Consider the following 17,475-nt stretch of genomic DNA (forward strand, 5'->3'; position numbering starts at 1 on the left):
TTATTCAGGCTTCTTACTGCGTCGTACTCTGTACTATTTTTTCGTAAGGAATATCCTTCCCGATAAACCGGTTCCACTCATCAACCGTCATGTCGCGATCCGCTTTTTTCACCACCTGTTCGTACAAATCTCTTGGGTCAATATTCCAGGCTCGGATGGTACGGTCGGCTCCACAGGCAACCAACTGCTTGCTATCGGGTGAAAAAGCAAGCCCAAGCACCCACGTATCGTAATCGTCAATCACGATGGGCTGGATTTGTCGGTTGGAAATATTTTCATAGTTCCACAAATGAACCGTCCAATCGTAGCTACACGTAGCCATGAATGCTCCGTTGGGAGAAAACACGATGTCGTTGACCGACGACGTATGCCGCCCCGAAAGCGGCAGGCCAATGCGATCTATTTTATTTTTTGTAAAATTCCATTGGTACAGCGCGCCCGAAGAATTAGCCGTGATGAGGTTTGTTCCGCTGGGTGAAAAAGCGAGAGCCGTTACCCTGGTACCAAAACCGTAGTAATTGTAGGTTTCGGGTTCTTTGTCCAAATTGGCCAAATCAAAAATCACTACCCGGCCTTTGCTCGACCCGCAGGCGAGTCGTTTGCCATCGGGTGTAAGCCGGGCGCAGAAAATATCAATCCCCGATTTCAAATTTTGCAGCGAATCCAGGCCGTTAGCTGATAGTTTCCAGGTACGAATGGTTCCGTCGCCACCTACGGTAATAACCTGAGAAGATTTTTTTGGGACAATGATGCTCGTAACTACGCCGGCATGCGCTTTCACCACTTTGGGCAAAGCTGCCGGATCCGCCGTTGACCAATGATACAGCATACCCCTGGAACTGCCCGCAAGCAGCGAGGCGCCATCTGCCGCGATACCAATTGCCCGTAACGAGGGCGCTACCTTTTCGGCAGTTGCAAACGTCTGAACCGTCGGCTGCTGATCCAGGTTTGTGCTCCACAGCTTAACCGTACCATCGTCGCCGGTAGAGGCATACTGATCGGCTTTGCCGGTGGGCACAAGCGTGCGCACAATGTCGCGGTGCCAGCGCAAAATCGTTTTGGAATCCGTAGCTTTGGAAAGTGCCCTGAAAATATCCGGATTGTCGGCCTGTCCTTTGTTTCTGACGTTGAAGCGGTATGCCTGAATCGCCAGCAGACCGGGCAGAGCGTCCTGCGCGTTGTCGGCCATTTGATACGACTGAATAGCCACGGAGCGAGCAATGGCTTTTCCGCGTTGCTCTTCGGCATCTTTTTGTGAAAGAATCGCCACACGCCGCGCCGAGTCAGCCTGAAAGCGCATCAGGTCAGCTTCGGCTTTGGCCAGTACGGCAAGGTCTTTTTGTTTGACCGCAATCCGTTGGGCCGTATCGGCCTTCATACGTTCCAGTACGGCCACCTGCTTGGCCACTTCGGCTTCCAGGCGTTTTACCTGAGCAAGTTGCTGTTCACGTACCGCAATAGAGCGCTGCTCTTCGGTGAGGCGGCGCTGCTGCTCCGCAATCATCTCCTGCTGCTCCGCAATTCTTTTTTGTGAAATAGATTCTTTGGTTTGCTCTTCTGCCCGCGAGCGCTCCGACATAGCGAGCTTTTCCTTTTCCAGCGACTGCTTTCGGCTCTGCTCCGCGTCGTAGCGAAGCACCAGCGAGATGACCAGAAACAACAGCGACATCAGCGAGCCAATGCCCATCACAATCGCAAAGTATCGGGCTCGTTTCAGCTCTCTTTTCTGCTTGTCTTCGTTACTCTTAATGGTGTTTTCGTACTCGATCCTACTGTGATCCAGGTAGTTAATTACCCGTTCAAAGTAAGGATCATGTTTTTCGGCCCACTCTTTGGACGGTTGCTTTTCTTTGAGCCATTTCAGGGCCGTTTGTAGTTCGGGATTGATGAGCAAACCCGTTTTTCCGGCCTGATTCAGCTGTGCCGAAACCCCTAGTTTTTTGTACAGCTTTGCCGACTCCGTTTCTTCCTGAATCCACTCCCGGAGACGCTCCCAAAGCAGCATTATTTTTTCAAGAGAAATATCGACAAACGATTCACGGTCTATTTTTTGGGTATAAGAAGGCGTCAAAATGGACGTTCCCTGCTGCCTGAACCGGTTGATCACATCCATCAAAACGTCTTCGGGCATGCCCGTTACACGAACGATCGTACGTAGCCGCGCCGGGCGCATGATGCCAATATCGCCGGGTGCCAGCACAATAAGCGCCTTGAAGAGCCGCTCCGTAGCCACCCGGCTTTGGGAGTCGGGCAGGGCGTGGTAGATTTCTTCTGCATGGCGCGAAATTGCTTCTTTCATAGTACCAATCGCCTCATAATGAACTTCGTCCAGCGGGTGCGTTGGGTCGTGCTTTTCCCAATAATCCCAGGTACGCATCAGCGCATGTTGCAAAATTGGCAGCGGATCGTAGCTCGTATGCACCTCCGTAAGCAGGCGCTCGGTCAGCCCCGGCGCAATAACCGCCCCTTTCAGAACCACGGGTTGCGTAATTGCCTGCCTGATTTCTTCCGGGTTCATTTTGGGCAGCAGGTAGTATCCTTCGTTGATAACTTCTGTAAAACCCGGATAATTGGTGCATTCATCCAGATAATCCGACCGCATCGTAAGTACTACATAAACCTGGCATTCCTGCTGCACAATCAACCGCAGGATGAGCGCAATCAGGCGCGTAGTTTGGGTCACGTTGGAGTCGTCGGGTTCTGACTCTGCGTAGCGAAATGCTTCCTCAAACTGATCAATAACCAACAGGATGTTCTTATCGGCCATTTTTTTCAGGTAAGGAAAAACCGCCTGCGGGTCATGTTTGAGCTCCTCTTCAAAAGCCTCATAGCCTGCTGAGCTGCCGTAAAGCGCCCGATAGATGGCTTTGCAAAAGGCCGTAAGCGGTTTGGCACCGGGTTTAAACAGGATTATTTCCCAGGCGTCGGCCACCGCTCCCTGCAATTTTTCCCGCCTCAACGAAGGAATTAAGCCCGCCTTAATTAACGAAGACTTTCCACTTCCTGACGACGCCACGATGGCCAGAAAACGAGTAAGCGAAAGCTTATTCCGTAATACTTTGATATGACTTTCCCGGCCAAAGAAAAGGTCCGAATCCTGCGATTCAAAACTTCTGAGGCCGGGAAATGGATTCGTATATCGACTGTTAACAGACATATATCTTGTACTAATGCAGAAACCTGAAAAAACACATCCTGTGTATCCGGAACTGATAAATTAGGTAATGTCAAAAGGCCCGAAGGCTATGTTTTTCAGCAAAGTTTGTATGCAATTTACATACATATTATTCCGAAGATACTACATACATTTTGAAAATATTGCGGTTTCGATTTTCTACATATTCATACGAAAATTCATCAACTCCCTGCACCGTCAAAAATATTCCCAATCCGCCAATAGACCGCTCTTCGAGGGGCTTTGTGAGGTCCTCTTCGTCGGGCAGTTCGCGTTGAAGCGGGTCAAACGGAGTGGCCGTATCTTCAAAAATCACCGTAAGCTCCGTGTCCGTCAGGCTATGGATCACGTCGATATCTCCTTCCTGATTTGCTTCCTGATAGCCGTACAGAATAATGTTGGTGGCTATTTCGTCGGCAGCCAACATGAGGTTGTAGGTCGGCTTTTTGCCTAAGCCCGCCGCCTGAGATATTTCCATGATATAGTGCCGGATTTGATCAATGGAATCGACCGTACCCGGAAATGTTCTTGATTCCATCAGACAAAAGATTAGCTGGGATATTTATCAACAATTGTAACGCTATGCAAAAGCCCGGTTTTGTCGAGCGTATCTACGATAGGCTCCTGAGGTTTAACGATATAGATACTCAATGCCGGCCCGATTTTCTGTTTGGAAAAAATCAAAACCCGCAAACCTGCCGATGCCATGAAGGATAGTTGCTCCATGTCGAGCACCAAATCTTTGGGAGATTCCAGCGCAACTTTTTCTATTTCTTTTTGAAAAAGACGTGCCGATAAAGAATCAAGTTCGCCCGTAAGCGTGATCAGGGCCACCTTGGCGCCTTCGGCATTTTCTGATACAGTTGAATTTATTGAAAAGCTCATTGTTGATTGTTTTTTAGGTTTGAGTGATTTGGAATTAGCTAAAAAGCGGGGTTCTCTTACTTATTTCCCTACCAGAATAATGATGGAGCGGGCGCCCGCAATAATATGATCCTGATGCTGTACGAGGGGCTCTTTACCCAAAGTACTTACCTGCTCCGCTGCGGGCATATCGGTGTTGGCGTACACGTGCCACTTCCGGTCCCGGCTCAGTGCCGGCAACTCAAACGAAAGCGCTTCCCAGTACATATTCATGGCTACATAAATCATATCATCTTTGATGGCTCCCTGCTTGGCATGTTCGCCACAAAGCATGAACGCAAACGAACGATTGTTGGCTGACCAATCCATTTGCCAGGCACGGGTGCCGTGAAAACTAATGTCGGGATAGCCACTGCCTACGTAATCAGAATGTGTAAAATGCGTAGAGCTTCGCAAAACCGGATGCGCCTTGCGGAATTTGATCATGCTTTGGGCAAAATCAAACAGGTGTTTATTCTTTTTGAGCAGCGACCAGTCAAGCCAGTTCAGCTCGTTGTCGTGGCAGTAGGTATTGTTGTTGCCGAGCTTGGTACGCCCCATTTCGTCACCCATCAGCAGCATGGGTACACCCTGACTTACGAACAAAATCGACAGCGCATTTTTGATTTGCTTATGCCGCAGAAAGTTAATTTCGATGTCGTCGGTTTCGCCTTCCCAGCCGCAGTTCCAGGAGTGATTGTCGTTGCCGCCGTCGTTGTTGTTTTCGCCGTTTGCCTCGTTGTGCTTTTCGTTATATGAAAACAAATCATAGAGCGTAAATCCATCGTGACAGGCAATGAAATTGATGCTTGCGGTGGGCCCACGGTAGTAGTACAAATCCGGTGAACCCTGAATCCGTTGGGCCATTTCGCCTACCAGTCCTTCGTCGCCTTTCAGAAATTTCCGTACCGAATCGCGGTACTTGCCGTTCCACTCGGCCCAGCGGCCATAGGCCGGAAATGTACCCACCTGATACAATCCGCCCGCATCCCATGCTTCGGCAATCAGCTTGCATTTGGCCAGGATCGGATCGTACGCCAGCGATTCGAGCAGCGGCGGGTTACTAAGCGGGCTGCCGTCCTGCGCCCGGCCCAAAATAGCAGCAAGGTCAAAGCGGAATCCGTCGATGTGGTAGTCGGCGGCCCAGTAACGCAGGCAGTCAAGCACCATGTTGCGCACCACGGGGTTGTTACAGTTCAGCGTATTACCCGTTCCTGAAAAGTTAAAATAGTAGCCCTCGGGCGTGAGCATGTAGTACGTTTTGTTGTCAATTCCGCGAAACGAAATCGTGTGCCCGCGGTGGTCGCCTTCGGCGGTATGGTTAAAAACCACGTCCAGAATAACCTCAATGCCATTTTTGTGAAGTTCTTTAATGACCGTTTTGAGTTCATCGACCTGCATCCCAAACTTTCCGGTAGCGGCATAGCCCGCTTTGGGCGAGAAAAAATTAACCGTACTATATCCCCAGAAATTGACGAGCATTTCGCCCGTTACCGGATTCGGTTTGCTGTTTTCCCATTCATCGTACTCATAAATCGGCATCAACTCAATACAATTGACGCCCAGTTCTTTTAGGTATTTTATCTTGCTCTTAATCGCGCTGAACGTACCCGAATTTTTGACTTTGGCTGTAGGGTGCTGCGTAAAAGCCCGTACGTGCATTTCGTAAATCACCAGATCTTCGATGGGATATTCGAGCGGGTGATCATTTTCCCAGTCAAAATCCTCAAACGCCAACCGGGAGCGGTAGGGATAAATATCATCCCAGTTTGGCTGAGCCAGCCAGGTGTCCCGGCCGCCAAGCGAGCGGGCGTAAGGGTCACTCAGGATTATATTTTTATTGAACCGATGACCCAGTTCGGGGGCAAAGGGTCCATCCATGCGGTAGCCATATTCGAGCCGCTCCACGTCGAGGTCAAAGACCGTCATGCAGTACACATCGCCGACCCGAAACTCGTCCGGAAACGGAATTTCGGCAAAAGGCTGCGCAGCTCCCCGATCAAACAGCACCAGCGTACACGACGTTGCCGCACTGGAACTGATGCTGAAATTGACACCGTTAGGAACCGTAGTAGCTCCAAACGGCAGCGCATGTCCCCGCCGAAACTTGATGCCCTCGTGCTCGTGCGTGGGGTAATAATCGATGCGTATATCGTTTGTTCCTGAGGTTGTTGCCATATCAGCTGAGTGCATTTACGCCGTCTTCGAGGAGTTCGGCCAGAATGAAAAAATTAATAAATCCCGTGTTTTCCATCACATCCTGAATCTCTTCCGAAACCCCCACAAGTACAATCTTGCCATTACGGGCTTTGACCTGCCGGTAAAGCATGAGCAATACCCGAAGCCCGGCACTCGAAAGAAACTCAACTTTGGTGAGGTCAATAATCACCTTGTCCTCCTCCTGCGTAGCCTCTACGGTGTTTTTCTCAAACTCACTGGCAGTCCGGCTGTCGATACTCCCTTCGGCCTCAATGACCGTGATATCTTTAACTGTCTTAATTGTAACGTTCATAATCGTACTGGTTTTGGAGGTCAACTACTGGACCGGTGAGATCAGAACTTTCACACGCACCTGCTGATCGGTGTCGGGCAGGGTCACGCTGAGTGCCTTTCCGTCATAATTTGTGTAAGGCTCATCGTTGATGAAGCATTCGCTGATATAAATACTTCCTTCGGGCAAAATATCCGGCGAAACAAACAATGTATTGTTTTTGAATGACCTTGGATAGGGCTTAAAGTAGAAGTACGTTGGTTTTTTAGTAATCAGCAAATTGGTATATACCGCCGACAGAAAGCAAAGCTCCGTGCTGTGGTAGGCACTCATGGAGTGGCTGCCTTTGAAGCGCTCGGTTCCTAACAAATACGGCATACCGTTGCTGAACACGTTGAAGTAAACCCCGCCATCGTCCGTATCCAAAAAGAACGCATTGTAAAACGCTGCTGATTCGCGGGCATATTTCAGGTATTCGTCTTTGCCCAAAACTCCGTACAAAATCATGTAGGCCAAAATCGCCTGCTCCTGCTGCCACCACGCCTTGCGGTCGTGCCACACAAACTGATGATGACCGTTCACTTTCAGCTCGCGTTCTACTACATCATACCAGCCTCCGCGCTGTTGGTCTGAGCCTGCGGCGGGCATCAGGGCGGCAATTTTCTCGGCAAATTCCTGATACGACTCCTTGGATTTGAGCGATTGCATGCGCATCAGGTTCCAGGCGATTTTCAGGTTGTGGCCTACCACGGCACGATTTTGTTGCCAGCCCCAGGTTTGGTCTTTGCTCCAATCTTCAAAAAACTTCTCCTGCACAAACGGACTGTTTTCGTAGTCCGGGAAATACTGAGTGATGGTATCGAAGGTATATTCCAGGAAGTCAGCGTATTTTTTTTCTCCCGTGGCCAAATACAGGTTGATCAGGTATGCGGGAGCGTGGTCACCGACAGAGTTCCAGTTTTTGCGTGCCCGGTTGTGCGCCAGCGAGTCTTCCCGCGGATCAAGGCTGATGGGGTGAATGTGGGAAAAATAGCCTTCCTGTTCGTTGTCTTTGTAGTATTTTTCAAAAAGATCAATTGTCTTTTCAATATCAAACATAATGCGCGGATCGCCCGTGATGCGGTAGGTTTGGGTAGGTCCGGCGAGCGCATAAATCTGCTCATACATCGGAATGGAGTCGTAGTCGTCACCAAATTCAGACGTAAGCAGTTTGGTTTCTTTCTGTCCTTCTACTTTCAGGCCGTGGTACCAGTACACAAGGTCGTCGTCCTGATCAAAAAACCGCATGTGGTCGCGCAGGTACTCAGTACCAAGCTCGGCACCTTCCAGAAATTCATCCTGACCGGTAAGCATATAGGCCGAAGCAAAACCATAAATCATTCGGGAAATGGTGTCGGTTTCCTGCAAATAATCTCCTTTTTTGGACCCTGCCAGATTAATCGACGTTCGGTAATTTTTGTAGTTTATGGGTTCCAGCGGATAGTTAAACTGCCATTTGAGGTAACTAGTCGCAATAGATTTAATCTGCTCAATCCACCAATCCTGTTCTTCCTGCCGATACACACCCGCCTCAGCTGCCGGGAAAATCATCCACTGCGCTTCAAAAACTGTTTGCGCGGAATCTTCATTTGGATAAAAAGTACCGTATACATACACAAACTGACCTTCATTGGCCAGCAAATGCTCCATCTGCCCGGAAGCGTCCTGATAGGGCTCCGTCAGGTTGCGAAGCGTGCGAGCGTAGGTAGAAGCTATGAGGTTTACTTTGAATTGACGTTTATCCGAGGTTTCCAGCAAAAACCACCGTTCCTGCGGCTGAAACTCCAAAACATACCCGGCGATAGTATCCGAAAAGGTGAAATCAAGATTCATAAATCAATAATTTTAAGAGTGAATAGAAGTTTTCATAACGTTAAGTAAATCAGATATTTTGAGGGAATTCAAGTTGTAAAAAACGCCTTACTCCAACCCTTCCTGATCTTTATATCCCTGGGTAATTTCGACGATATTGCCTTCTGGATCTTTAAGCCAAACGGTTTTCCAACCGCTGATAAAATCATCAAACCGAAGCGGCCCGAGCGTAATCTGTGCATCTTCCCCCATTTCTTCGAGCTTGGAATCTACGTCGTCCACCTGAAAAGCGATGTGCCGCAGGCCGGGATAATGTGACCCGTCGGCGGCGGCCATGGGATACGGGCGCTCTTCTTCGGGCGGAAAAACCTCGAAGTAAAATCCGTCGTCGTTTTTCAGAAAAACCAATTCTGCATCATCGCCCAGGTCAATGACACGGGCGCGACGAAATCCGAAATATTTGGCATAAAATGCTTCAAATTTGGCCAAATCCCTGACGGTTACAGCCAGGTGAAAAAAGGTAGTTTTCATGCGTCAGCCAGCGGTTATTGGGTGGGTTCAGATAAAATTTCAATGATTTTTTTAGCAAATAAATGTGCGTGCCCTCCCGAACGGCCCGTAACAAGATCGCCATCAACCACCACATCCTGATTGGTATAAATGGCGCCGTACGCTTTGGCATCGCCAATGAGGTTGTTGTGACAGACGAGCGGTCGGCCTTTAACGAGCTCAGTGGCCGGGGCGACGAGCCATAAGCCGTGGCAGATGATGCCTTTCAGGATCGACTTTTCGGCAAAAGCCCGTTTCAGAAACTCCGTTGCTGGTGGAATCTTCTCGACGTCTTCGGTGTAGCGGAGGCGGTCCGACACCATGCCCGACGGCACGATGATGGCGTCGTAGCTTCGGAGTTCTTCGTCCGACATATTTTCAAAACTTTCCCAGCATTCCATGGGGGCACGATACTCGTGCCCAAGAAACGTGAGGCGAGGCTGTCCCCACAACCGGCTCAGGAAATGGATTTCGGCTCCCTCTTCCGGAAATCTGAATTTGTAGTAGAAAATTTCGTTTTCGAAAAAATCCGCTTCAAACAGTATCCCAATTTTTTTACCTGTCAATTTCATATCTGATGCAGTTTTTTTTGAATGGTTCAGGAGAATATTTACAGGGTCAGAACGGCCCTTTTTATCAAGGTTTTTGCAAGGTTAAACAAATGGCTTCCAATGGTTATGGACGGATTATACAGCATCAGCCGCTCTTCTCCCAATTTCCGCGTGGCAGCTTCGATCTGCTCCGTCGAGCATTCTTTGCCACACAGCGACGCACTCACCCGTCGAAGCGGAATGGGCACAGGTGTACAGCCCGACAGCACAATACGAACCTGTTCCAGAACATCATTCTGACGACTTGCCCAGGTCGCAACGCCACAGAGCGGCTGCCCGGTCCGGAGGTAGTCAACCGACTGATAAACACTACTTTGACGAGCTTCCCCAGACACAAAAAAATGACGGACCGTTTCGCCTGGTGTGAGCGGAGTATTTTCCAGCGTCAGATAATCAATCAAACTGATGACCCGCTCGCCCCTGGGCCCAAGCACAAAAAGCGTAGCATCAAAAGCCATGAGCGCCGCTGCCAGCCCCTGCGCTTCCCGATCCTGATACAGCACACGGCCCAGCGTTTTATCGCGCCGACACACGGGCGAGGTACTGGTTTTGAGTGCCATGTATAAAGCCGTATACTCGCGCACCAACGGATTTTTGAACAGCGTCTCAAACGTAGTAGAAGCGCCAATCAACAATCCTCCGTCTTTCTCGATGACAGCATCGAAACCAGACAGTGGGTAGGAGTGAAAATTTTGGGGCGGCTCCATAGCAAGTGGCGGCAAAAGATGAAACGCAGGCATTCCTGCCGATTCGTACGGATTAAATGAAGTACTTGTGCTCATAAACGGGTAGTCGTTGAGTAGTAAATCAATGGGGGATTAAGCCAGGGTGCCGTCGGGATGTTGGACCATGCCGGCAAAGTGTATGGCGATTTTTCCATCTTTCAGCACCCAGCTATCGGCAAATCGCATCTCGCTTTTTTGGCCGTCAACGGTCATCGTTATCTGCTCGGTAATCATCAGCGTTTCGGGTTCTTCGGTTTCAGCCCAAAACACAATGTCCGTTTCGAGGCCATCGATGCCCAAAATTCCCTGCATGTGCTCGTTGACCTGCTCGCGACCTTTATAAATTACCGGGCTTTTGGAAAAGCTGCTGATGAGCAAGGCGTCGTCGGTATATTGGTCCAGGAGTGCTTCAATATTTTTATCCAGAATATGCTGAATGTGCTCCTTGTACATTCGGCCCAGTTTGGTATCGGGTACGTTTTTCATTCGTTGAGAAAATTTGGTTTTTAAGAATGGGTTTAAGAATAGTTCAGGATTAGAGCTCGGCAGAACCTTCGTGGTATTTGAGCTCATCTACCGTGTAGCGCGTAATCTGCGGCTTGCCATCCGGGCCGGTCTTTATGCCCCAGGTTTGATAGGCGTCCAGCTTGATGCGCTTGCTGTATGCTTCGGGTGCATTCCAGACGCTTGCCTCCCACTGCACCACTACTTTCGACACGGCGGTGTCGCCGCTGATTTCAGATTCAACACTTTTTACGGTGTGTACTTCATCAAAAAAGATGCGGATTACGCGCTGAAACCATCCTTCAAATCCTGCGTAGCCGTAGACGGTCGCTTCCGGGAAAACCATTTCAAGGCCTTCATCAATCAGCATAGGTAGTACTTCTACCATGGGTGCATGTACGTCGAGTTTCTTGTACCAGTCTTCGGCAAATGTTTGTATTGTTTCCTGAGTAAGCATAGCGTTATTAGTAAGTTTATTGGTTAAAATAATTTGGTGTGTGTAATGCCGGATAACGTATTTTTTTGTAATTAACTAGTAATCAATTTATTATAAAAAGAAAATTTTATTCACTTAAAATCATGTCTGCTAGTTTTTCGCCAATCATAAAACATGCAGCCACGGTATTTCCCGACGTAACGGTAGGCATTACCGAAGCATCCGCCACTCGTAATCCCTCCACGCCATACACCCTCAGCTGAGGATCTACCACGGCGAGTTCGTCGGTAGCAGCGCCAATCTTACAGGTTCCTGCCGGGTGCCAAAGCGTCGACGCCTGCGAACGGATAAAGCCGGGCAGGTCGGCGCCTTCACCGGGCATGAGTTCGCCACCGCTTAACTTCTGAAAAGTTGGCGTAGCGGCCAGGGAACGCACCAGTTCAACGGCTTTGACGAGGGTTTGTACATCCGCTTCTTCCTGCAAATAATTAGGATTAATCAGCGGTGCATCTGCCGGATTAGCTGAGGCCAGTTTCACCTCTCCTTTGCTTTCGGGCTGCACCAGAATCGGCAGAAAAATGCAGGCCGGACCGCCCAAATCTGGTAAAACCGGGGCGAGCGGGGCCGGAATGGACGGCGTAAAATTGAGTTGCAGATCAGGCACGCCTTCACCAGAGCGAGTCCGGGTAAAAAGTACGTTTCCTGTCAGCAGCGTTGTCATGTCCATCGGGATTTTTGACCGGAAAATCATGGGTAATTGCAGGTGATCCTGTAAATTTTTCCCCACGCCGGGTCGGTCGGCTACGACCGAAATACCAAGGCTCGTCAGATCCTGAGCCGGGCCAATGCCCGAAAGCAGAAGCAGTTTGGGAGAAGCGAGCGCTCCTGCCGATACAATTACCTCCTTTTCAGCCAGAAAAGTCTGCGTTTCTCCGGCTGCATCTGTGCAAACTACACCAGTGGCACGGCCATTTTCGACATTGATTTTAGTTACCTGCACACCCAATTGCACAGACAGATTGGGACGGCTGGCAATTGGATGCAGAAATGCAGTAGCTGCGCTGGCGCGTTCGCCGTTTGCATCAATGTGAAATTGAAGTAACCCGGAGCCATTTTCCTGTCGGGCACCGTTGTAGTCCCAGTTTGGACCATCGTAGCCCAATTCGGTGGCACCTTTAAGAAAATGTTCCGAGCGCATGACGTCATCCGGGCAATCCCGAATGCTCAGCTCTCCGTCGGTTCCATGTAAATCTGAGGCACCTCCTTCGTAGTTTTCCAGTTTTTTAAAATAGGGCAATACTTCTTCGTAACTCCATCCTTCGGCACCCAAAGCGGCCCATTCGTCAAAATTTCCAGGATTGCCCCGCACGTACATCATCGCATTGATGGATGTACTGCCCCCCACAACTTTGCCCTGATTGATGGTAACAACACGCCCACCCATGCTTTCCTGCGGAGTGGTAGGCAAAACCCAGTCTTTGGCAGAGCCCCACAGGCTCACAAAACCGCCAGGCTGATGCACCGCCGGATCGTTGTCAGACGCCCCGGCTTCCAGCACAAGCACCCGCAGCGAACCTTGTGCGCTCAGGCGATTGGCCAGTACACAACCGGAGGCTCCGGCGCCGATGATGATGTAGTCAAAAGTAGATTGAGAATTCATAACGTTGAGTAAATGGGAAGGTCTTTATTGAGAACAATTGATCTGCACCCAGTCTGATTTATGGTCGCCTTCAAGGACCAGGTCAATCAGGAAGGGTTTGTCGTCGGCAAGCATTCGTTCAATCGCCGGGGCTATTTCTTCCTCCTTCTCTACCCGTACCGCCTCTACTCCCATGGACTGAGCCAGAAGATCAAAGCGAATGGCGGGGTATGATAAATCGAAAGGAAGCGGATGATCGTGTTTGGGAATATCCCGCTCTTGCCAGTAAACATCAATATTTAGTTGCAGCAGTTTGTATGAGCCGTTGTTACAGACAATAAATTTAGCGCCTGTATTGTGCCGCACCGCTGACCATAACGCCTGAATCGTGTACATGCTGCCGCCATCGCCCGAGAAGCCAATGACGGTTTTTTGAGGATGCGCCAATTTGGCACCAATTGCTCCCGGAAAGCCAACTCCCAGCGACCCGCCACGTGTGACGAAGTAATGACCGGGTAAGCGTGGAGGTAAGTATCGGGAAACAGCCGGTGAGCTTGTGAGGGCTTCGTCAAAAATGATCACATCATCGGGCACTTTGGTGGCCAAAACCTGAGCAAATTGAGCCATTTGCAGCGGATGTCCACCCGCCAACGCGACGTCTTTATCAAGTTCTGCTTTGATTTTTGGAGCCTTAGCATCGGTAATTTCACAGGTACGGCGCTCAGCGGCAGCCTTAAATTCGGGCGTCATCAGTTCTTCCAGCATATCAGCCAGAGCTTCGAGCGACAACCGAGGATCAGAAACTACACCTAAATCTACCCGGTGATTCTTGGCAATTTCGTAGGCGTTCAAATCAAAATGAATGACTTTGGCATCTGGGGCGTAAATATCGTCCAGCGTAGGAAAAACCTCAGGAACCATGTACGTACCTACGATCAGGTTGGCATCTCCTTTGGTCGTTATTGGCAAACTAAAACTGCCGAACATATGACCCGTCGTTCCCTGATACAAAGGATGCGTATTGTCCATTACCAAATCACCAAATTCAACCCCGTACACTTCCGCACCGAGCAACTCGGCCACACGCGTGAGGGCCGGCACTGCACCAGAATAAGCCACGCCGTCGCCCACAAAAATCATGGGCTTTTGAGATGCCAGTAGTATTTCGGCTGACTGACGTACAAGGTCGGGCGCGGGCAATACCTGAGTGGAAGGAATAGCCGTCGGAAAAACCGGTTCATCGTTCAGTTCATCCAGCACATCCATGGGCAAACACACATACACAGGGCCCATCGGTGGCGTAGCGGCGATCTTGATGGCGCGACGCAACGTACGTAACACCGATTTGGACGACATTGCCATGGTCGAATACTTGGTCACGGGAGCCATCATTGCCACGAGATCGTTGGCCATTTGGGCGTCCATGTTCATGTATTTTACTCCTGCGTCTGAGCCAATAATCACCAGCGGCGCATGTCCACGCTTGGCCTGATACACCGCGCCCACGGCATTGCCTATGCCGGGCGAGCTGTGCAGCTGTACCAGCGTAGGTTTTTGGGTGGCGCGGGCATAGCCGTCGCCCGCCATCACGGCCACACTTTCCTGAAGCGTCAGGATGTACTTCATGTCAGGGTACTCGGCCAGGGCGTCAAGGAAGCCTTGTTCTACCGTGCCGGGATTGCCAAACATGTGGTCCATGCCATCGGCCAGAAACTGCTCGATGATCTTTTGATTTCCGGTTTTACCAGCCATAGCGCTTCAATCCACTATCCAACACATTGACAAACTGTTCTCCAAACTCAAACGAACACTGCAACGAGCGCGCGGTGATGAAGGGGTAGTCTACTATTACGGAGGTTTCTTTTCCAAAATTCCCGTGGTATTGTCCTTCCGGCCCAACGGCGTCTGCCAGTACATATTCGAGTACGTAGGGCGGTGGTCCCATGTTCAGATCGGTATGCAGGAAGCCCGTGCCGTCGTGGTAGTCGTATTCAATGCAGTGGCCGGTTACGTGCTTGCCCCGGATAATTGACTTGCGCTCGTTGAAATCACGGGCAAAAGCCAGTGGCGCCACACCGTAGCAGATTCCCGCAACGGGCATATTTTTGTTGTAAAATGCCAGGATAATATCGTGCACGCGCTGATTGTTGACCATGTCAATAATGGGCCCGCTGCCGCCTACCAGAAATACCGCAGCGTACTCGCTCGTGAGCTTATCCTGTGCTACTTTCAGATCTGCGTAGTATTTTTCAAATTGCCGTAAAAAATCAGGCGTTGAAAAATATGGCCGCTCCGGAATCATCTCCGACATATTCATGCAGTCGGCCAGGCGGTCAGTAGCTTCAAATGCTTTTACTTTTTCGGCGGCTTCGGGCGTGGTGACGCACATTCCGAGCGGAGGATCTACGTAGGTAGTATCATAACTTGGCGGCAGCGCTTCTGCTTTTTTACCATGCTTGGTCATGAACTCTACGGTATAGCCGGCTTCTTCCAGCTTTTCCAGTGGTCCCACCAACTCTACGCCCCAGTAGCCGTATTCAGATAGAATGGCTAATATTTTCTTTGACATAACTTCGCTTTTTTTGGTTACGTTGTAGTTTAAATCTCGTTGAGTAAAAGTTCTTATTTAAGCTGTTCAATCAGCCCCCAGTCGTCCCAATTGGCCCAGGCTTCCTTGATCTTTCCATCTACTACGTGGTACATAACCAAGCCTTTCCAGGTTGCCACGCGACCGGTAGGTTCTATCCCGGCAAAATTACCTTTGTGAGTACCCGGCGCCGCAAAACGCACGACTACCATATCATCCTCAGCCACTACATTCACTACTTTTAAATCTAAATCCGGAAAAGCCGAGTAGAGCATATCCATTTGTGTATGCAGGCCATCTTCACCCTGAATAGCTTCTGGAACTGCCGAGCGATCGATGTAAAAATCGTCGGCGGTAAAGTCCCTGAACTTGCTGAAATCACGGTTGATCAGAATGGCATCCACATAGCCAAGCACGATTTCCTTATTTTTTTGAATTGACATGATTTACGAGAGATTAGATTTCTTAAAAGTTTTTTTGAATCAGGATGCATACACTAGCTCGATACCACCGATTTGCTGCATCAGTCCCATGACATCATTATGAACCCGGACTTCGGTAATCAGGCCTTCCGGGGAAAATTTGAAATAGCTGAGCCCCGTGATTTCAACTTCTTTGTTGCTACCCGGTATGTTCCGCCACATACCTACATGTTTGGAGGTCATGCGCCAGAACCCGGCCCCTTTTGTTTCGTCTGCCACTACATCCCCTTCTTCATCATCAACGTGATACGTCAGTTTCTCAAAAGCCTGATGGTTAAATTGAACAAGCTTTTTGAACGATTCGCGGTCTTTTATATGAGCAAAAGACAGGATAAAATTGAAATCGGGATCCAGTAACTGATCCACTACATCCAGATTCGCTTCACTCCATATATCCCGGAAGAAGGAGAGTATTTTCTTTTCATTCTCCTGTGCAGTTGCCATTGACTTATTTAAAATTTAGTAAAATTGATGGAAGAGTTTTGTGAAAATCAAGGGATTCCATAGCTCGAAATGAGCTATGGAAAAGAGGAAATCTTAGGCTCCGGGAGGTGGAGGCACTACGCCCAATTGCTGAAGCAGACCCAGCTCATCCACATTCGCCCAGCGTTCCGCAATTTTTCCATCCTGCATGCGCACGGTAGTCGTACCCGACATCGTGATCGCTTTGCCGGAAGGCGGCATACCCATGACACCGCCCGTATCGGTGCCGTTGAGGCGCCACCGGTGAACCACCTTGTCGGCTGTGTAAATTTCGTCTTCAATCGTCAGCTTTACGTCGGGCATTGCGCCACGAAACATGCCAACAATGTGCTTGAAAGAACCGGAACCCGGCTCGGTTTTTTGCTTGCCGCCTACTTGTGAGTGATCCAGGGCATCAGACGCCAAAAGGTCTTCGCGTACTTCGCCGGTATTCCAGGCGGCTTCAAAAAATTCTACGCAGATTGCGTTGTTTTGTTCAGGAGTAAATGACATAACGTTTTGTAAATTAAATAGTTAACAGTAAATTAATTATTGTATAAAATCAAAAATCCATGGTGGGATTTAAAAATAGCGAATGGTTCAGAAGCTACTCGGGCAGTACACCCAGCTGCTGAAGCAAGCCCAGACTATCCTGCGCCACCCACATTTCTACAATTTTTCCGTCTTCCAGCCTAAAAATATCAATGCCCTGATCGGTAACTTTTAGCTGAGTGGCCGGTCGGCCTAAAAACTCGCCCGTGTTGGTAGCCACATATGACCATCTGCTTACGACTTTATCACCTTCGGCCAGCTCTTCGTGCAGCTGAAAGTGCACATCGGGAAACGCAATAAGGGCGGTTTCAAACCATTTGTGAAGCGTAGGTGGCTGATGCGCCTGTCCGCCCGGAAAGTGAAATGTTACAGGATCGAGCGCAATTTCGTCCAGCACCTCTCCTTTTTTTTCATTCCAAAGCTCAAACCAATACCGGCGGACGACTTCCTTATTTTTTTCTTGAAGTGTCGACATAATCTTCTCTTTTTGGGAATTGTGCGTGCGTAA

Annotated in this window: 18 protein-coding genes; all 18 read right to left on the bottom strand. The window is 49.5% G+C overall.

Going from position 1 to position 17,475, the window contains the following annotated elements:
- Window positions 1–13 precede the first annotated feature (13 nt).
- The 18 genes from EZE20_RS13780 to EZE20_RS13865 all read right to left on the bottom strand — a co-directional run bounded on the left by EZE20_RS13780 (window position 14) and on the right by EZE20_RS13865 (window position 17,442).
- Window positions 14–3,157, bottom strand: coding sequence for a WD40 repeat domain-containing protein (locus EZE20_RS13780; RefSeq protein WP_132118595.1), 3,144 nt, complete (start codon window positions 3,155–3,157; stop codon window positions 14–16).
- A 127-nt stretch (window positions 3,158–3,284) separates the two neighbouring features.
- Window positions 3,285–3,713: an ATP-binding protein gene (locus EZE20_RS13785; protein ID WP_132118597.1), complete on the bottom strand. Its 429-nt coding sequence runs from the start codon at window positions 3,711–3,713 to the stop codon at window positions 3,285–3,287.
- A gap of 11 nt (window positions 3,714–3,724) precedes the next feature.
- On the bottom strand, window positions 3,725–4,060 hold the full coding sequence (locus EZE20_RS13790) for an anti-sigma factor antagonist (RefSeq protein WP_132118599.1): 336 nt from the start codon (window positions 4,058–4,060) through the stop codon (window positions 3,725–3,727).
- 60 nt (window positions 4,061–4,120) lie between these two features.
- Complete coding sequence (gene glgX / locus EZE20_RS13795; RefSeq protein ID WP_132118601.1) at window positions 4,121–6,256, bottom strand: glycogen debranching protein GlgX; 2,136 nt, start codon at window positions 6,254–6,256, stop codon at window positions 4,121–4,123.
- Window position 6,257: 1 nt separating this feature from the next.
- The gene (locus EZE20_RS13800; protein ID WP_132118603.1) at window positions 6,258–6,590 is read right to left on the bottom strand and encodes an STAS domain-containing protein; all 333 of its coding nucleotides are present in this window, start codon (window positions 6,588–6,590) and stop codon (window positions 6,258–6,260) included.
- 24 nt (window positions 6,591–6,614) lie between these two features.
- Window positions 6,615–8,441 (bottom strand): AGE family epimerase/isomerase, encoded by a 1,827-nt coding sequence (locus tag EZE20_RS13805; protein WP_132118605.1) that lies wholly within the window; start codon window positions 8,439–8,441, stop codon window positions 6,615–6,617.
- Window positions 8,442–8,528: 87 nt separating this feature from the next.
- On the bottom strand, window positions 8,529–8,951 hold the full coding sequence (locus EZE20_RS13810; RefSeq protein ID WP_132118607.1) for a VOC family protein: 423 nt from the start codon (window positions 8,949–8,951) through the stop codon (window positions 8,529–8,531).
- A 14-nt stretch (window positions 8,952–8,965) separates the two neighbouring features.
- Entirely contained in the window at window positions 8,966–9,541 is a 576-nt protein-coding gene (locus EZE20_RS13815) for a DJ-1/PfpI family protein (protein WP_132118609.1), read from the bottom strand.
- Window positions 9,542–9,579: 38 nt separating this feature from the next.
- Window positions 9,580–10,362, bottom strand: coding sequence for an FAD binding domain-containing protein (locus EZE20_RS13820; RefSeq protein WP_132118611.1), 783 nt, complete (start codon window positions 10,360–10,362; stop codon window positions 9,580–9,582).
- Window positions 10,363–10,398: 36 nt separating this feature from the next.
- Window positions 10,399–10,791 carry a nuclear transport factor 2 family protein gene (locus EZE20_RS13825; RefSeq protein ID WP_132118613.1) on the bottom strand — a complete coding sequence of 131 codons (393 nt, stop codon included), beginning with the start codon at window positions 10,789–10,791 and terminating at the stop codon, window positions 10,399–10,401.
- Between the two features lie 49 nt (window positions 10,792–10,840).
- Window positions 10,841–11,266: a hypothetical protein gene (locus EZE20_RS13830; RefSeq protein ID WP_132118615.1), complete on the bottom strand. Its 426-nt coding sequence runs from the start codon at window positions 11,264–11,266 to the stop codon at window positions 10,841–10,843.
- 106 nt (window positions 11,267–11,372) lie between these two features.
- Window positions 11,373–12,905, bottom strand: a complete 1,533-nt coding sequence (locus tag EZE20_RS13835; RefSeq protein WP_132118617.1) for a GMC family oxidoreductase — start codon at window positions 12,903–12,905, stop codon at window positions 11,373–11,375.
- A gap of 24 nt (window positions 12,906–12,929) precedes the next feature.
- Window positions 12,930–14,636, bottom strand: a complete 1,707-nt coding sequence (locus tag EZE20_RS13840; RefSeq protein ID WP_132118619.1) for a thiamine pyrophosphate-binding protein — start codon at window positions 14,634–14,636, stop codon at window positions 12,930–12,932.
- Window positions 14,626–15,453 (bottom strand): type 1 glutamine amidotransferase domain-containing protein, encoded by an 828-nt coding sequence (locus EZE20_RS13845; RefSeq protein WP_132118621.1) that lies wholly within the window; start codon window positions 15,451–15,453, stop codon window positions 14,626–14,628. The genes EZE20_RS13840 and EZE20_RS13845 overlap by 11 nt, the downstream gene beginning before the upstream one ends.
- A gap of 53 nt (window positions 15,454–15,506) precedes the next feature.
- Entirely contained in the window at window positions 15,507–15,914 is a 408-nt protein-coding gene (locus tag EZE20_RS13850) for an ester cyclase (RefSeq protein ID WP_132118623.1), read from the bottom strand.
- Between the two features lie 39 nt (window positions 15,915–15,953).
- Complete coding sequence (locus tag EZE20_RS13855) at window positions 15,954–16,397, bottom strand: ester cyclase (RefSeq protein WP_132118625.1); 444 nt, start codon at window positions 16,395–16,397, stop codon at window positions 15,954–15,956.
- 93 nt (window positions 16,398–16,490) lie between these two features.
- Entirely contained in the window at window positions 16,491–16,928 is a 438-nt protein-coding gene (locus EZE20_RS13860) for an ester cyclase (RefSeq protein ID WP_132118627.1), read from the bottom strand.
- A gap of 94 nt (window positions 16,929–17,022) precedes the next feature.
- On the bottom strand, window positions 17,023–17,442 hold the full coding sequence (locus EZE20_RS13865; RefSeq protein ID WP_132118629.1) for an ester cyclase: 420 nt from the start codon (window positions 17,440–17,442) through the stop codon (window positions 17,023–17,025).
- Window positions 17,443–17,475: the final 33 nt, after the last annotated feature.

The organism is Arundinibacter roseus, assembly GCF_004348825.1.
Taxonomy (GTDB): Bacteria; Bacteroidota; Bacteroidia; order Cytophagales; family Spirosomataceae; genus Arundinibacter; species Arundinibacter roseus.

Excerpts from the sequence above, each read along its gene's own strand:
- glgX (WP_132118601.1), bottom strand. The coding sequence starts at position 6,256 with ATGGCAACAACCTCAGGAACAAACGATATACGCATCGATTATTACCCC.
- EZE20_RS13825 (WP_132118613.1), bottom strand. The coding sequence starts at position 10,791 with ATGAAAAACGTACCCGATACCAAACTGGGCCGAATGTACAAGGAGCAC.
- EZE20_RS13780 (WP_132118595.1), bottom strand. The coding sequence starts at position 3,157 with ATGTCTGTTAACAGTCGATATACGAATCCATTTCCCGGCCTCAGAAGT.
- EZE20_RS13810 (WP_132118607.1), bottom strand. The coding sequence starts at position 8,951 with ATGAAAACTACCTTTTTTCACCTGGCTGTAACCGTCAGGGATTTGGCC.
- EZE20_RS13805 (WP_132118605.1), bottom strand. The coding sequence starts at position 8,441 with ATGAATCTTGATTTCACCTTTTCGGATACTATCGCCGGGTATGTTTTG.
- EZE20_RS13800 (WP_132118603.1), bottom strand. The coding sequence starts at position 6,590 with ATGAACGTTACAATTAAGACAGTTAAAGATATCACGGTCATTGAGGCC.
- EZE20_RS13855 (WP_132118625.1), bottom strand. The coding sequence starts at position 16,397 with ATGGCAACTGCACAGGAGAATGAAAAGAAAATACTCTCCTTCTTCCGG.
- EZE20_RS13830 (WP_132118615.1), bottom strand. The coding sequence starts at position 11,266 with ATGCTTACTCAGGAAACAATACAAACATTTGCCGAAGACTGGTACAAG.
- EZE20_RS13845 (WP_132118621.1), bottom strand. The coding sequence starts at position 15,453 with ATGTCAAAGAAAATATTAGCCATTCTATCTGAATACGGCTACTGGGGC.
- EZE20_RS13835 (WP_132118617.1), bottom strand. The coding sequence starts at position 12,905 with ATGAATTCTCAATCTACTTTTGACTACATCATCATCGGCGCCGGAGCC.
- EZE20_RS13860 (WP_132118627.1), bottom strand. The coding sequence starts at position 16,928 with ATGTCATTTACTCCTGAACAAAACAACGCAATCTGCGTAGAATTTTTT.
- EZE20_RS13850 (WP_132118623.1), bottom strand. The coding sequence starts at position 15,914 with ATGTCAATTCAAAAAAATAAGGAAATCGTGCTTGGCTATGTGGATGCC.
- EZE20_RS13815 (WP_132118609.1), bottom strand. The coding sequence starts at position 9,541 with ATGAAATTGACAGGTAAAAAAATTGGGATACTGTTTGAAGCGGATTTT.
- EZE20_RS13820 (WP_132118611.1), bottom strand. The coding sequence starts at position 10,362 with ATGAGCACAAGTACTTCATTTAATCCGTACGAATCGGCAGGAATGCCT.
- EZE20_RS13790 (WP_132118599.1), bottom strand. The coding sequence starts at position 4,060 with ATGAGCTTTTCAATAAATTCAACTGTATCAGAAAATGCCGAAGGCGCC.
- EZE20_RS13865 (WP_132118629.1), bottom strand. The coding sequence starts at position 17,442 with ATGTCGACACTTCAAGAAAAAAATAAGGAAGTCGTCCGCCGGTATTGG.
- EZE20_RS13785 (WP_132118597.1), bottom strand. The coding sequence starts at position 3,713 with ATGGAATCAAGAACATTTCCGGGTACGGTCGATTCCATTGATCAAATC.
- EZE20_RS13840 (WP_132118619.1), bottom strand. The coding sequence starts at position 14,636 with ATGGCTGGTAAAACCGGAAATCAAAAGATCATCGAGCAGTTTCTGGCC.